This window comes from Acinetobacter sp. BIGb0196, assembly GCF_011759595.1.
Lineage (GTDB): Bacteria > Pseudomonadota > Gammaproteobacteria > Pseudomonadales > Moraxellaceae > Acinetobacter > Acinetobacter guillouiae.
The window spans coordinates 2,205,930-2,220,679 of the sequence record NZ_JAAOZA010000001.1 but is presented as its reverse complement, the minus strand read 5'-3'; the positions used below and the strand labels follow the sequence as shown (position 1 = coordinate 2,220,679).

At 35.3% G+C, this 14,750-nt stretch carries 15 protein-coding genes and 1 pseudogene; 12 read left to right on the top strand and 4 right to left on the bottom strand.

Features of this window, described 5'->3' with window-relative positions:
* Positions 1-85 precede the first annotated feature (85 nt).
* Complete coding sequence (locus tag FHR28_RS10120; RefSeq protein WP_004720592.1) at positions 86-328, bottom strand: hypothetical protein; 243 nt, start codon at positions 326-328, stop codon at positions 86-88.
* Between the two features lie 340 nt (positions 329-668).
* Here FHR28_RS10120 and lptA point away from each other — a divergent pair, with 340 nt between their 5' ends.
* Positions 669-1,184, top strand: coding sequence for a lipopolysaccharide transport periplasmic protein LptA (lptA, locus tag FHR28_RS10115; RefSeq protein ID WP_096734069.1), 516 nt, complete (start codon positions 669-671; stop codon positions 1,182-1,184).
* A gap of 61 nt (positions 1,185-1,245) precedes the next feature.
* Here the strand turns inward: lptA and FHR28_RS10110 are convergent, their stop codons facing one another.
* A complete protein-coding gene (locus tag FHR28_RS10110) occupies positions 1,246-2,169 on the bottom strand; it encodes a metal-dependent hydrolase (protein ID WP_166782518.1) in 924 nt (307 codons plus the stop codon).
* A 564-nt stretch (positions 2,170-2,733) separates the two neighbouring features.
* Here FHR28_RS10110 and cpaA point away from each other — a divergent pair.
* Positions 2,734-4,530 (top strand): metalloendopeptidase CpaA, encoded by a 1,797-nt coding sequence (cpaA, locus tag FHR28_RS10105; RefSeq protein ID WP_166782517.1) that lies wholly within the window; start codon positions 2,734-2,736, stop codon positions 4,528-4,530.
* The gene (gene cpaB, locus FHR28_RS10100) at positions 4,530-5,237 is read left to right on the top strand and encodes a metalloprotease secretion chaperone CpaB (protein ID WP_105712672.1); all 708 of its coding nucleotides are present in this window, start codon (positions 4,530-4,532) and stop codon (positions 5,235-5,237) included. The genes cpaA and cpaB overlap by 1 nt, the downstream gene beginning before the upstream one ends.
* A gap of 233 nt (positions 5,238-5,470) precedes the next feature.
* Here cpaB and FHR28_RS10095 read toward each other — a convergent pair whose 3' ends face one another.
* A complete protein-coding gene (locus FHR28_RS10095) occupies positions 5,471-6,214 on the bottom strand; it encodes a hypothetical protein (protein WP_166782516.1) in 744 nt (247 codons plus the stop codon).
* Between the two features lie 270 nt (positions 6,215-6,484).
* On the opposite strand from FHR28_RS10095, the gene FHR28_RS10090 reads away from it, so the two are divergent.
* From FHR28_RS10090 to FHR28_RS10050, 9 genes and pseudogenes are all read left to right on the top strand, one after another.
* The gene (locus FHR28_RS10090; protein ID WP_105712670.1) at positions 6,485-7,249 is read left to right on the top strand and encodes a hypothetical protein; all 765 of its coding nucleotides are present in this window, start codon (positions 6,485-6,487) and stop codon (positions 7,247-7,249) included.
* A 270-nt stretch (positions 7,250-7,519) separates the two neighbouring features.
* Positions 7,520-8,011 (top strand): hypothetical protein, encoded by a 492-nt coding sequence (locus FHR28_RS10085; protein ID WP_004720580.1) that lies wholly within the window; start codon positions 7,520-7,522, stop codon positions 8,009-8,011.
* A gap of 697 nt (positions 8,012-8,708) precedes the next feature.
* Complete coding sequence (locus FHR28_RS10080) at positions 8,709-9,311, top strand: nitroreductase family protein (RefSeq protein WP_105712669.1); 603 nt, start codon at positions 8,709-8,711, stop codon at positions 9,309-9,311.
* A gap of 69 nt (positions 9,312-9,380) precedes the next feature.
* Positions 9,381-9,560 (top strand): annotated as a pseudogene (locus FHR28_RS10075) (AraC family transcriptional regulator); the annotation flags it as partial.
* Positions 9,561-9,811: 251 nt separating this feature from the next.
* Positions 9,812-10,249: a DUF2946 domain-containing protein gene (locus tag FHR28_RS10070; protein ID WP_105712668.1), complete on the top strand. Its 438-nt coding sequence runs from the start codon at positions 9,812-9,814 to the stop codon at positions 10,247-10,249.
* A gap of 135 nt (positions 10,250-10,384) precedes the next feature.
* Positions 10,385-10,549, top strand: coding sequence for a hypothetical protein (locus FHR28_RS10065; RefSeq protein WP_228128948.1), 165 nt, complete (start codon positions 10,385-10,387; stop codon positions 10,547-10,549).
* Positions 10,540-11,976, top strand: coding sequence for a cytochrome ubiquinol oxidase subunit I (locus FHR28_RS10060; RefSeq protein WP_004720575.1), 1,437 nt, complete (start codon positions 10,540-10,542; stop codon positions 11,974-11,976). Before FHR28_RS10065 ends, FHR28_RS10060 begins: the two co-directional genes overlap by 10 nt.
* Positions 11,976-12,980: a cytochrome d ubiquinol oxidase subunit II gene (gene cydB / locus FHR28_RS10055; RefSeq protein WP_004821432.1), complete on the top strand. Its 1,005-nt coding sequence runs from the start codon at positions 11,976-11,978 to the stop codon at positions 12,978-12,980. The genes FHR28_RS10060 and cydB overlap by 1 nt, the downstream gene beginning before the upstream one ends.
* Positions 12,981-13,088: 108 nt before the next feature.
* A complete protein-coding gene (locus FHR28_RS10050; protein WP_004720571.1) occupies positions 13,089-13,196 on the top strand; it encodes a hypothetical protein in 108 nt (35 codons plus the stop codon).
* 310 nt (positions 13,197-13,506) lie between these two features.
* Here the strand turns inward: FHR28_RS10050 and FHR28_RS10045 are convergent, their stop codons facing one another.
* Complete coding sequence (locus FHR28_RS10045) at positions 13,507-14,745, bottom strand: type II toxin-antitoxin system HipA family toxin (protein ID WP_004720569.1); 1,239 nt, start codon at positions 14,743-14,745, stop codon at positions 13,507-13,509.
* Between the last annotated feature and the right edge of the window lie 5 nt (positions 14,746-14,750).

Genomic DNA, 14,750 nt, shown 5'->3' with positions numbered 1-14,750 from the left:
GATTTATTGAGCAAGCATCAGTCGTTTAAAAAAGCACCTTAAGGTGCTTTTTTATTTTGAATTTGGAGGAGTTATAGGACTCGCATTAACCATGTTTCTCGCGAGTTTCATGGCAGCTTTGAAATCCAGCCTCAATGAGTCGATTTCTGATTTCGTCAAGGCTGTGGGGTTTTTTGAAATGTCCGAGTTCGCCTTGTGTGAGATATTCGAGCGGGAATCCGAATTCATGTTGCCACCATTGTTCGAGTAAAGGATGCTTTCGTTTGATGAAATCTAAAGTCGTTTGTAATGGGACGAGATCAAGATTGTTGTATCCTGTCAGTGTCATAGCTAGTATAACCTTTCCGCCATTAGTTGTTTAACCTGATTGTGAAGACGTTTATTCTTTTAATCATCAGCACAATTAATGTCATTAAAACAAATAAGCCAACATTAATTAGATTCATAATAGCTATATTTTAAGAGATAAGGCTCGACATTCTCTAGATTTAGGATGTGCGAGTTTGGTAAATAAATATCTTGATAGAGTGCTAAGGTTAAAACAATCCTTTAATAGTTTGAACGTTGTTTAGGGGGAATAGGGTGTCATGGCTCTGAATGGTGTCGAAAACATTGCCATTATGGTATTATTTGAAAATGATACTCATTATTATTAATAATCTTTCGATATGAAAAAAACTTTATTTATAATCCTCTTGTCTTTGATTCCTATTGCCTCTAGAGCTCAATTTGATCCTGACTTTAGTAAACCTTTAGAGTTGTCTGGTGATTTTTTAAGTTTCAATTTAAACGCTAGAGAAGGCGTATATCAAGGAAACTTCATCGCTAAACAAGGGTCGATGAGTATTGAGGGAAATGAAATCGAGCTAAAACAAAAGAAGAACAAACAGCTTGATCGTATTATTGCTTTAGGTCATCCAGTAGAATTTAAAAAGAAAAATTATCAAACAGGTGAATTGATCAATGGTAGCGCTGAAAAGATTACATATGATGCAAATAGGCTTTTGGTTACATTAGAAGGTAATGCCGAGATTTCAAGTGATTCTGGAAAGAGTTTTAAGAGTGCTAAGATTACATATGGGCTGACCAGTGGAGAAATTAAGGCCGTTGGAAATGGCCAACGCAGAGTTCAAATCATCATCCCACCAAATAGTACAAAAGAAAGTATGCCACTCATAAAGTGATTACATGAGCCTTCTTTTATAGAAGGCTTTTTATAAACACAATTTATATTATGTCCTGACTCTAATTGAGCGCCGTTTTCTCAAAATACTGAACAGCAGGTGAACGTGACATATAAGCTAAAGCCTGTTCTGTATCACCCTCATGAATTGGGTTAAACTTTGGAGATGTCCAACGTAGAGTGGCTTTCCATAGGTATTTAATGGTCGGTAGGTGATCTGTTTTGGTTGCAGTTTTTTCAAACTCTCGAATAAAAGCAAAGAACCCACGGCGCATTAATTTCTGGATTTGTTGATGCTCAGTATCTTGTTGACCAAGACTACGAGCAAAATCAACAAGGAAGTAAATAAAAAGCGGAAAAATTCCCATCATAATGATTTGTCTGGAAACATAAAAACCTAGCTTTTGTTGTAATAAATGCTCAAACAAATCATAAGCGACACAACGATGTTCAACTTCTTCAGCGAGATGCCAGCGGAATAAATCAGCCATGGCTGGATCTGCTTTATCCCAAGATTTGCTATCAAGCGTCCATTGCCCAATTGTACCTGTGAAGTGCTCAATTGCTGCAATGACACCTACACGAAAGATTAACCAATATTCATCAAATTTTTTCCCTTTTAAAAAAGGAATTCCTAATGGTTTGTCACCTAATAAAATGTTGAAAACAAGATGGGCACGATTTAATGGTTCTTGTATGTCATAGCCATTTTCTCTTAAAAAGTCTTGTACTTTTTCATGTGCGCGTGCATGTGCAGCTTCTTGACGGACAAAGCCAATAACTTCTTGTTTTAATTTTTCATCTGTAATATGTGGGAGGGTTTTATTAAATACCCGACAAAACCAAAACTCACCCGCAGGCAAAAGCATATTGATACCATTGGCAATATGTGAACATAGTGGATCATCTGGCATCCAACATACAGAAGACTCAGAAAAATCGAAATGTACTTTTCTTGCTTTAATTTGATGACTTTCCGTGATCATTGTGGTTATCCAACATGAAACTGTTAAGCGATTAAAAGTTTTTACCATTTAGAATAATTAGCGACCATATCCTTTGAGGACACTTTTTTTGTGATTTTTACTCTTTTGAATAGAAAATATTGCTTTATAAACTTAACATTATTTATTTAAATTATTGATATTGTTATTTTTTAATTTACAAATCCAGAAAATAAAGATGTGAAAATCAATGTGGATGAAATGATATAGAAATAATTTTAATGGGTTGAATCAGCTATAGAAATATCAAATTTCTATAATGGAATATTAAGATTTAAGCTCAGCGATTATTCAACAAAAAGAAGGATAATTCACGAATTATTGATTGATTTATATTAATGATTTTACTAAGTTTTATTTTATGAGCTCTGCATTATTCTGGGGTTGTAATATTTATTTTTATTTATATATCATATATTTATAAGTTAATAGAACCTGGGGTTGCTGTTAGTTTTATCCATTTTATTAACAATTTTTAATTTTATTTTTCAATAAAAATTAATTTATAGTGTCAGCTCAACTTTATAATATTGACTCAGGTATAACATGAATAAAAGAAAAGTTATTACAGTCTTCATTACAAGTGGCATGGTCACTTTTGCCATAGCCGCAACCACACTATCACCAAACCAGAATAACCAGAGTGGAATCATCCCAACAGGCTATGATGATCTGATATTTAGTGTATCCAATGGCAATTGGGTGAAGAATATTTCCTTACCGAATGTAGCAAAAGAAGGTGCCCTAATTACAATTCAATCAACTGCGGGTTATGACAGTGATATTGATTTAAGTAATGTAAATATTGAAAAAAAAGGCGTTCTCACACTAAAGTCTGGAAACAGTTATCGTTTTAAATTTAGTAATGGAAAATGGGAGTTTTATGCGCCTGAAACTGCCAATTTTACGCCTGAAAAAAATGGCAATACCATTCCAGTATTTCAACAATCACAGGCCCAATATGTTTTAAGTGATGCTGCTTGGACTGAGACAATTCATTTACCGCAAACAGGTCAGAATGGCCAGATCCTTGTAATTAAGTCTAATGCGCTTAAATCCTCAAAAATTAATTCACAAAATGCTTTATTTCCAAGTACATTGGTTGTTAATAAAAATGATGCATATATCTTTCAATATAATCAAGAACTGAGTAAATGGGTTCCACTGTCTGTTCCGACACGTATTATCAACGTGATCAATGGTAATACTGCGGCATTAAATACGGCTTTGCAAAATTTAACTGCACCTAAAACAGAAATTCGTTTTGCTGATGGGGCGTGGGTGTCTTCATTAAAATTACCGCAAACAGCAAACGACCGAGATCGTATCATTGTTAGCTCAACAGCAAGCTGGCAATCAGTGATTGAAAATGAAAATACCAATACCACCGCAACCCTAAAACTCAACAAGGGCAATCGTTACGAGTTCATTTATATTGCAGATAAATCGTATTGGGTTTTGGCTTCTTCTCCTAAAACCGTATTTACTGCAAACACCGCTGCACAAGGTTTTACATTTAAAACCCCTGTTGTTGAAATAACCGCTGATAATGCACAATGGGCACCTGTTGTAAACTTGCCAGCGGCTCAGTCGGGTGACAAAGTCATCGTATCTAATTCTGCGGATACAGCGTTTACAGTTTCAGGTAGTAACATTAGTGCAAGTTTGAAAAAAGGCGATAAAATCCGTTTGGTATTTAACAACGGTGTTTGGAACACCGATAGCTATCAGATTGATCTATTGCTTGTGAATAGCCCGGTAGTCAATGACAAACTCGGTTCAACTGCTGCAAAAATTCAAGCCCGTGAAGCACTCAGATTAACCAATGAAGCGCTTGAAAACTCGCAAGCAAAAGCCTACTACAAAGAAGTCGGATACTTGGATTATCGAATCCCTGGAACGACACTCGGTGATGCGATTAATTTAGGACGTTCAGATGCCACTGTACAAGCGGAAAGAACCAGAACAGGGGCCGATGCGATATATACCATTACAGATCATTCGGGTTGCGGTCTCGCCTATGTAAATAGCACACCGAGCAAGTACAACATGATCGGATCACATAACTATGGTTGTGGTATCACTGCAATGCGACATGAGTTAGGGCATAACATGGGGCTAGGACATAGTTTTGATCGAACTACAGGTTATAACTGGGGATTCGGTCATCCTTTAGGCAGTACCATTATGGGTGGAAATCAAATTGGCTTATATTCAAGCCCAGATATCTATAGTCCTGAATATGGTGTGCGTTTAGGTGAAACTGACAAATTTGATGGCTTAAGAAAAATTAATGAGAATGTTGAAGCCATTTCAAAATTTTTAGTGGCGGTTAATCCATAATGAATAAACGGATATATCTCATTATTTCCGTTGTTTTAACTGTTTTGGTGGTTTCTTTGTTGGCTTGGTTCATCTCAGGTCAACAGGAGACAGCTGATATAGCTAAAGCGATTGCGTCTAAACAAAATGAACAAATCGATCAAGTGAATTCACCGAAACTAAATGCAAATCTTACTGAAACACAAGTATTGCAACGTATAAAAGACAGCCATGCTCGCCGTAATCTTGTAACGCTGGATGAGGACAAATTACGTGCAGGGATTTTCAATCAACAGATGTTCAATTTGAGTACTGTCGATACGGTGTCTATGCATAATCCCGTTCCTTTGACAGATGCACAAAAAAAAGATGGGCGAATATTTCTGAGGAATGATCTATATACCTTAGAGGCGAAGAATGTCGGCGATCAAATCGTGTTTAATGTGCCAGGCTATGGTTTAAACAGACAGGCTGTTATAGAACGTATAGAAGTAGATCCAGGTGAAGATATTGTTAGTTGGTCAGGCTCTCTAGAAGGAGGAGATCAAAATAATGAGAAGTTTCATATTACTCAAACCATTAAAGACAATTTTACTATGGGCACGATTACAGCAGATGGTAAAACCTATACCATTTTGATGAAAAATGGCTATGGTTGGGTCAATGACGTTGCCAATGAATCTGCCGCACTTGAGGTGGCGGAAAAGGAGACGGATCATGTACATTAATTTTTTTAATCTAAAGACATGATTTATTCTCTAAACTTGAAGTAGCAATAAAATGAAAATAGTAATTACTGCGTCATAACAAAGGTTTAGACACCTCGAAAGGTGTCTAAAATCATCATTTATTTAAAATTATTTACGTACTGAATCAAATACTTCTTTGTTTGTCACAACTTCTTGTGCTTTTGAGTAACTCTCTGATTGAACTGCAACTTAAGAGATTTAATTTGAAATGGTTATTTTATATGCATAAATTCGCTTTTTAATGTTGCATTAGTAAATACATTTAATTCATGCTTCATAGACTCCATGTATATTCTAATACATTTATTTATATCTAACTGATTTCTATATTTTTCTAGAATATTTCCCATTAAATAAGCACCTTGGCCACCTCCTGATAAATTTTCCTCAACCCAAAAACGATATATATTTGATAACTTAACCCTGTTATCAATACCTCTAGCTATACAAAACCATAGATATTCACAGGGGAGCATTGCGCACATGAGATATGGACTTTGCTCATTACTAGCAATTAATTTTTCATGTTCAACGTATGCATTTATAAAGTTGTTTGGAAAAATACTATTTCTATCCTTTATTCCCCAATAATTTGTAAAATATACATTATATCTTTTATAGCTTTGTGCTTTTGCATTATAAAAGTCAAATAAGATTTTATCACTTTGTGCTCTTTGCGATGCAAGCTCATAATCAAATTGACCATTAAAGCAGTAAAATGAATCTTGATTAATTAAACGACCATAATCTTGAGGGTCAAGATTACCTATAATCATATGTTGAAAATAATCGGTTGCTAAAACTTTTTCTGCAATGGGTAAGCATTCATCCCACATGATTTGGAACAAGGAGTTTTTTGGGGGTGGCTCAACACTTAATGTTGTACTGAATTGTAACTTTTCTATTTCCTCTTGAGTTATGTTGAAAGATCTCGGAAAAAAAGAAATATTTGTCATATTTATATTCCCATTTAATGATTAGGTTGTTATCTATTTAAATTATATTAATTGTAATTCTTGGAATTGATATACCTAGAATTGGGTATTTATTAACTAGAATTCTTGAAAAAAATGTTTTTTAACTAAATTTAATCTTGTTAATAATTTCACGTGAAAATTATAATAAGTAGTCATTATAAAATGTAACATTTTATTCATCTTATTAATTTTTATAAATAAATATAGTATTTTTAACGTGACATTATAAGAAACAAAAAGGAGAAAAAAATGGGAAAATTATTGTTTACTACTATAATTATCGGATTATTGACGGGTTGTAACACGCTACAAGGCTCTAAACAACCTGAATGGCCATGGATTGGAGTTGGTAGCCAAACTGGTGTGGCTAATTTATCTTGTAAATCAGATGCTTGTGATAAGAAAGATGCTGTGGAATCATTTCTAAGAGCTTCGAATTATTGTGTAGCAATATATGATCAATATCGAAGTGATATAAGTAATGTAAAAGGAATTAAAGGAGGGATCGGTATTTTAGGTGCAATTTTAGGTATTGCCGGAACTACAACATCAGGAACATCTGCAAAATTCTTATCGGGTTTTTCTGGGGCATCAAACGCATTTCAAGTGTCTACTACCGAAATGTTCTCTGCGACAGCTACATTTGCTTCCTTGACATCTATACAAGAGTTAGTTGGAAAATACAATGAGGCTGTCCTGAAAAATATAGAAGATAATAAATTTGATCATGCAGTTTTTAATTCAATAAAGCTGGCTGGTGAGTGTAAGTATGCTTCAAGCGTAATACAAACGAAAATGGTAAATTCAGTGGTAACACCATCTCAAGAGCAGCAGAGTAAAAATGAAGTAACGAATTTAGATGAGCAAATTAAGGAATTAAAAAATCAGATAAATAAGATTTCTTCAACAAAAGATAAAGAAAAGCTATTATTTGAAACAGATAAATTAATACAAAGCAGCCCTAAAATTAGTACTCCTAGTTTGCTAAACAATACTCAGTTGCCAATACAATAGTATTAAATTTATTTGTAATTTTGTGTACATAGGCTCATCTAACAAGGGTGAGCTTAATTATTCAAGAGCAATTCTTTTTAACAATTAACCTATTCGCCCACCAGAATCTTTGATCGACAACAGGTGAATACTGCAATTGGCATTGAATAAACTGTCATAATTGTTAGAATGCATTTCTTTCGCTGTTTTCATGTTATTTTTATTTTGTACTTAGGCTGCAAGATGACCAATAACGTTATATTAAACAGTATTTTAATTAAGGATTTTTTAATGTTATCAATTTATTTAACAGATGTTCAGGAAAATGTGCAGTTTAAAGATTACCCTGGTGAGCACCCTGTTAAATTTATTTTAAATTTCAAAAAGATTTTTCCAAGTGTAATGGAAATTTTACTCCCAGTACTTCCTGATGATGAAGACTTGGATAAAATGACTTGGGAATCCACAACTGAAGATTTTGAGATTTTTAAGAAACTCCTTACAGGTTGGGGCGTGATTGAGTTACGTTTACAAGCGATTAGCCAATATAAAAATAAAAATTTTGCAGATCAATTGCTTAAACAAGCTCAAGCCAAACGTAAAGAATTTGCAAAAAAGCAGCAACAATTGTCTACGGTTGAACTGGACTACTTATTTATGCATGAAACACATGCATTGATTGACGCTGAATTGGTTGAGTTAGGTGAAAAATTCTATTTACCTACTTTGCGAGATATTTGGAAAAATTCTGTACCTGCCAAAGTGCTGAATGCTAATTTCTAGTCAAAAATTAGCAATAGATTGAAATGCTCAAATTCAAGTATAAAAGGCAGTTTTAAACTGCCTTTTATTTTTTATTCATCTGTTTAAGTTTTTTAAATTGTAGGCCCAAGCGTATAAAACATAAAAAATAGAATAAATATTGAACTGATGATACTTAATATGTTTAAAACTTTCATTTTTTAACCAATTGCGATATCTAAATTTTGAGTGGAAACATTTTTAATGCTTAGATTTTATTCGACAGTTGTTTAAGCATGATGACAATGATTTAAATGAGGTCATTCATTTAGCAAGTCTTTATGATTTAATTTTAAATGTTGGCACTTCTTATTCAATCTTCTTTATTACGCGTTTGTACGATAAAACTTCTGATTGTGGCTAAAATTATCTCAGTCTTCGTTATGAAAGTCGAAAATAGATTCGCTATTATCCTTCATGCTTTACGATGTATACATCTCATGCTCAATTTTAAACTACAACGCAAGCCAGTTATGAAATGTCAACAGCCCCTTATATTTCTGCTAATTCACTTTTGCTTAGAAACATATGACAAAAGTAGATATTTCTAGCAAGTTTTTTTATGTTGTAATACTTTTGATTTTAATCAATTCATACTTGTTATGATTTTTTAAAATATCTTGATAATCTTTTTTAAAGTATCGGATTTCCCCGGGGATATATCCAAGGATATTCAGCAATGTCGAATAATTTTTTAGATTTAATTCATAAACGCCGTACAATTTATGCGATTGGACGTAATGTTAATCAATCTCCTGAGCATCTTACTGATTTGATTCAGCAAGCGATCAAGCAAAGTCCATCTTCTTTTAACTCGCAATCATCTCGGGCAGTGATCTTGTTTAATGCTGAACATGAGAAGTTCTGGAACTTTGTAAAAGTTCAACTGAAAGCTTATGCCAAAGATGAAGCAAGTGCCTTAAAAACAGAGACTAAAATGGACAGCTTTATCGCAGGCTTTGGTACCGTTCTTTTCTTTGAAGATTTAGAGGTGATCCAAAACTTACAGGAAAAATTTCCAGCATATGCAGAAAACTTTCCGATTTGGGCTGAACACTCTACAGCAATCGCACAATTTTCAACGTGGACAGCCTTAAATAGTGACGGTATTGGTGCATCCTTACAGCACTATAATCCAATTGTCGATGAACAAGTTCATGCGGAATGGGATATACCCAAAACTTGGAAACTTCGGGCACAGTTGGTATTTGGTTCAATTGAAGCGGAGGCTGCTGAAAAAGCCTATATCGATGATGCTGTGCGTTTTAAAGTGTTTAAATAATTTTTATTTTTTCTAGCTTCTTGGCTTGCTTAGCCAAGAAGCTTTGCTGTTGAAAATGCTAATCAATCCATTGATCTAATTATACAAAGTGTCGGTTATCTAGACCCAAGTTCATTTCGCAGATTGTTTAGAAAGAAAACTAGCTTAACACCCCTAGAATATCGTTGCAGATTTAGTCGTTGGATATCAGCTTTTCAATTGAATTTAGCTGGAAAATTGAGCTGGTGCTATTTACTCACTAAAAGCTGAGGCGACGATGGATGCTTTTTAAGTTTTATTGATGATTGCTATATAACAAACAAATCATTAAAAAAGAAAACGATTTCCAAAAAAGTGCTAAAGAGGCTTTGATTTAAAATTTAAATGTACTATAGTAAAGCTAGAAAAGTTGAGTAATATGCTTGGTTTTTATGCAGTTGATTCTTTATTTCAAGTTAAAGATCTACAGTTAAAAGCAAACTTATACTTTTTTCTATCTCTCTCAATATGAGCAATCAATTGTGTTAAGAAGCAGTGGTCTGTTGCTGGCATTTGCGACAGTATTTTTACAGCTTGCGGTTTTTTTACAGCCGTTATTACCTGAGCAGTATCAAATTGCTCCGGTCTGTGAAGACATCACTCAAGCTTTATTGCGACCAACACATGCACATCTTCATCATGAGCAAGAATCTAGTTTTATTCATCACTATTTGCATTTAGATCAAGCCCAGCAAGCAAGCAGCTCAGGTCATGATCATCATGACATTAACCATCAATGTCAGTATTGTGTGGTATATGGCAATTTAGTGATGCCACCAGAAATTGGCGTAAAAGAAATTTTAGTGCGTATCCAAGTACGTTTAATGGCCTATGTTGAAAACTTTCAGCATGTCTATTTTCAATTACAACGCCTGTTTCTGATTCCTCAAGGGCGAGCCCCACCTGTAGTCTTTGCATAACACATTCACCGATCCATAGGTTTAGCATTTTTAAATAAATGCTTTAAAGCCATGCGATCGTATTTCGAATTTATTGTGTAGAGAATGATCATGATTTTTCAAAATTTCCTCGATTTGCAGGAAAGCAGCCTTTGCATGCTATTTTTAGTATTGTTTAAAAATACAGCAAAAAGAAAACAACAGATTGTACTGAATGTTCAGGCGTATGCTGAGTTTGTACAACAAAAAATGTTTATCAATGTATTCAAAACTCAATCTTTACCAACTTTACCAATGAATAAGGTGATGTCATGGATCTAGGATTAACTGCTTTAGAATTGGCGCGTATTCAGTTTGCTTTTACTGTTTCTTTCCATATTATTTTTCCTTCAATTTCTATCGGGCTTGCAAGCTTTTTAGCTGTGCTTGAATGGCGCTGGCTAAAAACTCAAAATCCTGTTTACCAAGATTTATTTAAATTCTGGGTGAAAATTTTTGCTGTCGCTTTTGGGATGGGCGTGGTTTCTGGTGTGGTGATGAGTTATCAGTTTGGAACAAACTGGAGTGAATTTTCACGTGTTGCAGGCTCGGTAACTGGTCCATTACTGGCTTATGAAGTGCTGAGTGCATTTTTCTTAGAAGCTGGTTTCCTTGGCATTATGCTCTTTGGTTGGGGACGGGTAGGTCCTCGGGCGCATTTCTTTGCAACGGCTATGGTGGCCATTGGTACCTGTATTTCAATGTTTTGGATTTTATCTTCAAACAGTTGGATGCAAACACCACAAGGCTTTAGCATCGAAAATGGGATTATCGTGCCGCAAGATTGGTTTGCAATTGTGTTTAACCCCTCATTTCCTTACCGTTTAGCCCATATGGCTGCAGCAGCATTCCTTGTTTCAGCCTTGCTAGTGGCTGCAACTGCTGCTTGGCATTTATTAAAAGGACGCCGTGACGCATTAATCAAAAAATCGTTTTCTATGGCATTGTGGATGATTCTGGTCCTTGCACCATTACAGGTTCTGATTGGTGATAATCACGGTCTAAATACCTTAAAACATCAGCCTGCTAAACTTGCAGCGATTGAAGGGCATTGGGAAACCAACAAAGGTGAGGGCATGCCGCTATATCTGTTTGGTATTCCTGATATGCAGGCAGAAGAAACCAAATATGCTATCGGTATTCCAAATCTTGGCAGCTTAATCATGACCCATACGCTGGATGGTGAGGTAAAAGGCTTAAAAGAGTTTGCACCTGAAGATCGTCCTAATTCTACCGTGGTATTCTGGAGTTTTAGAATCATGGTTGGAATGGGCATGCTGATGATTCTACTTGCCGTGATGGCATTGTTTTTACGCAAAGGCGGCAAGCTTTATGAAAACAAATGGTTACACCGTTTTGCTTTTGCTATGGGACCTTCAGGATTTATTGCCTTGCTTGCAGGCTGGTTTACCACAGAAGTTGGTCGTCAACCGTGGGTGGTATATGGAGTGATGCGAACCAAAGATGCTTTATCTCCAGTTTCGGCGGAACAAGTCGGTCTCACTTTGATTATTTTCGTTGTGGTGTATTGCATCGTATTTGGCATCGGCATTTACTATATGTTGAAATTGATGCACAAAGGTCCACAATTTATCTACGCCACACCAGAAAGTGTAGCGCATAGTGAAGAAGCGGTTATTTTGGCCTCTAAACGTCCATTGACGAGTGTTGAAGATAGCGTTGATTCCAATGAACAGGAGCGTAAATAATGATTGATTTATCTCTGATTTGGATTGTTATTATCGCCATTGGTGTATTCATTTATGTGGTACTAGATGGTTTTGATTTAGGGATTGGGATTTTATTTCCCTTTGTTAAGGATCAACACGAACGTGATGTGATGATGAACACCGTTGCACCTGTTTGGGATGGTAATGAAACCTGGATGGTACTGGGCGGTGCAGCATTATATGCGGCGTTTCCAATGGTCTATGCCACTGTATTATCCGCGTTATATATGCCAGTTATCCTTATGGTGATTGCTTTAATTTTCCGAGGTGTGGCTTTTGAGTTTCGTTTTAAAGCCAATCGAACCAAGCATTTATGGGACAAAGCATTTATTGGTGGTTCAATTCTTGCCAGCTTTTTCCAAGGGATGATTCTTGGTGCATATATCCAAGGAATCAAAGTTGAAAATCATATGTATGCAGGTGGTGGTTTAGACTGGTTATCGCCGTTTACTGTGTTTACAGGTATTGGTGTTGTTGTGCTTTACGCAGCATTGGGTTGTGGGTGGTTAATTTTTAAAACTGAACTTGATTTACAAGATCGTATGTATCAGTTGATGCCTAAATTAATCGTTGCTTTGTTTGTCATCTTTGGCGCAGTCAGTATTTATACCCCGATGGCGCATCCTGAAATTGCAGCACGCTGGTTTAGCCAACCACAATTGATGTATTTTAGTCCCGTACCAATATTGGTGGTGCTGTTTACTTTCCTAGTACTTCGCGCATGTAAAAAGCGTTATGAACTAAGCCCATTCCTTTATACCTTGGCTTTGGTTTTCCTTGCTTATACTGGGTTTATCATCAGTTTGTGGCCTTATGTGATTCCGCCATCAGTGACTATCTGGGAAGCTGCTGCGCCACAGAGCAGTCAATTGTTTGCTTTAATTGGTGCATTGATTTTAATTCCAATTATTTTGATCTATACCGGGCTTTCATATTGGGTGTTCCGAGACAAAGTTCGAATTGGTGATGAAGGTTATCACTAAACTTAAAAGTAGCATGTTTAATCTTTTGGCTTGAGTAAAAAATAGCCTAAGTAAGATTAAACATGCAGTAGGGTAAAAAATTTAAAGGTTTAAATGAGGTAAGCAAGTATGAAACTATCTCAAACGCAATGGTTTGTCGTGTTATGGCTAGGTGGATTTCTAACATTGGCACTTATTGCTGGTTTTTTTAGAATGTTGATTCAGTTGGCCTACTAAGGTTTTGCTAAAGTAAAAATGAGGAACGCAGTTCCTCATTTTTTGTTTTTCATTAACTATTGAGATAATAGACTGAAATAAAAATATGAATCACAGTAATGGCAACAATGAAAATAATCTTAAAATAATAAAATAGCCTAAGCAAGATTATAGGAATGCAATTGGATTTTATCTTTTATAATGACATAAAAAGTACTTTATCTAATTTAAACTGGATTTTATGTCATGTTTGGATCATTTTCTTGCCAAGATGAATGGTTAAATACCGATTCATTATCCATAATATATAAATGGCTGGCATTGTTGAATTTTAGTTTTTGAGTATATCTAGAAAGAAATAGGGTTCTAATTGACGAATTTCTGTGGGTTTAAGACCCGCATCTAACAAGTATTTTTCTCTATTTTCGAGAACATCACGGACATCCTTAATACATGCTCTGGCTTGATCTAGGTTTAGTCCAAAGGCATTGCTACGACTGATAAGGTTGTCATAGCTTCCAAACCGTCCATCATTGCCTAAAACCAGAGCATGTTCATTTGGAAATGAGCTTGGCATACCATGAGGTAAAACATCAAAAAGCGGGCTTAGGGCATAATGTTGCTTTTTCATGTCATACATTAAAAAACCATGATTTTTTAAATGATCGTCAGTATTGCTAATCATGACATTCAGCACCATCCGCTTATAGAGTTCTTTTTGATTACTGATAGCATCAAAACAAATCTGACTACAGACTTTGGCAATACTCATATAGGACATTTTAGGATCATCTATACGAATTTTCTGAATATTGAGCAAACTATTGGCACTGATATAGTGTTTTTTACGTTCAGGGCAATTTCGATCAAAGCGTTCAACTAAGAGAATAGGGCGACCGGCACATTCTGTTAGTTCAGCATTACATGTATTGAGCCCCATGTCTCGTGCCATATTCAGCGAAGCATATTCAACTTTACAGGTATCAAACAAATCATCACTTTTATTAAATTTGGCAATCCATTCCTTATTCTTATACATCACAAGGGTTTTGGGTCTGGCTCCGCCCATTGAAGCCCCGTTATATAACAGCTTATTTAATTCGAGTTGCTCAAGTTTCATCTCAAACGGATCTCGTTTTTTTTCGATGAGTTCAGTAATTTGTATAAAAGTTTCTAATTCTTCATATTGAATGATATTTGAATTGTTTTTTATATGCGATTTAGACAAGCTTCCAACAATACAGCCTACTGAATTTCCTTGTGAAGCGAGTAACCATTCCAATTGATTTAATGGTGTTCTACGGTGTAAGGCATTGGTTAAGCGTTTACCCCAATTGTCTGGTGTTGCATCTGCAAGTACACCAAAACCATCTTTAGAAATAGTTTCATATGGTTTGTTATAAGACTGAAAGCTTAGATTAAGTGGATCTAAAGGGAAGGCATCTGCACGTTGTAAGTATGATTGACCATAAAGAAAGCGATAAATTGGCTTTTCATAAGAATAGTGTGCAGCAATTGTTGGCTGGGAGCCTGTATCTATGAAAACATAACATCCTTTAACTTCATCCATGTTCA

What these genes read in the sequence shown, in the direction of transcription:
- cydB (WP_004821432.1), top strand. Translation starts at nt 11,976, where the DNA reads ATGATTGATTTATCTCTGATTTGGATTGTTATTATCGCCATTGGTGTA.
- cpaB (WP_105712672.1), top strand. Translation starts at nt 4,530, where the DNA reads ATGAATAAACGGATATATCTCATTATTTCCGTTGTTTTAACTGTTTTG.
- FHR28_RS10065 (WP_228128948.1), top strand. Translation starts at nt 10,385, where the DNA reads ATGCTATTTTTAGTATTGTTTAAAAATACAGCAAAAAGAAAACAACAG.
- FHR28_RS10085 (WP_004720580.1), top strand. Translation starts at nt 7,520, where the DNA reads ATGTTATCAATTTATTTAACAGATGTTCAGGAAAATGTGCAGTTTAAA.
- FHR28_RS10050 (WP_004720571.1), top strand. Translation starts at nt 13,089, where the DNA reads ATGAAACTATCTCAAACGCAATGGTTTGTCGTGTTATGGCTAGGTGGA.
- FHR28_RS10090 (WP_105712670.1), top strand. Translation starts at nt 6,485, where the DNA reads ATGGGAAAATTATTGTTTACTACTATAATTATCGGATTATTGACGGGT.
- FHR28_RS10120 (WP_004720592.1), bottom strand. Translation starts at nt 328, where the DNA reads ATGACACTGACAGGATACAACAATCTTGATCTCGTCCCATTACAAACG.
- FHR28_RS10060 (WP_004720575.1), top strand. Translation starts at nt 10,540, where the DNA reads ATGGATCTAGGATTAACTGCTTTAGAATTGGCGCGTATTCAGTTTGCT.
- FHR28_RS10080 (WP_105712669.1), top strand. Translation starts at nt 8,709, where the DNA reads ATGTCGAATAATTTTTTAGATTTAATTCATAAACGCCGTACAATTTAT.
- cpaA (WP_166782517.1), top strand. Translation starts at nt 2,734, where the DNA reads ATGAATAAAAGAAAAGTTATTACAGTCTTCATTACAAGTGGCATGGTC.
- FHR28_RS10110 (WP_166782518.1), bottom strand. Translation starts at nt 2,169, where the DNA reads ATGATCACGGAAAGTCATCAAATTAAAGCAAGAAAAGTACATTTCGAT.
- lptA (WP_096734069.1), top strand. Translation starts at nt 669, where the DNA reads ATGAAAAAAACTTTATTTATAATCCTCTTGTCTTTGATTCCTATTGCC.
- FHR28_RS10095 (WP_166782516.1), bottom strand. Translation starts at nt 6,214, where the DNA reads ATGACAAATATTTCTTTTTTTCCGAGATCTTTCAACATAACTCAAGAG.
- FHR28_RS10045 (WP_004720569.1), bottom strand. Translation starts at nt 14,745, where the DNA reads ATGGATGAAGTTAAAGGATGTTATGTTTTCATAGATACAGGCTCCCAG.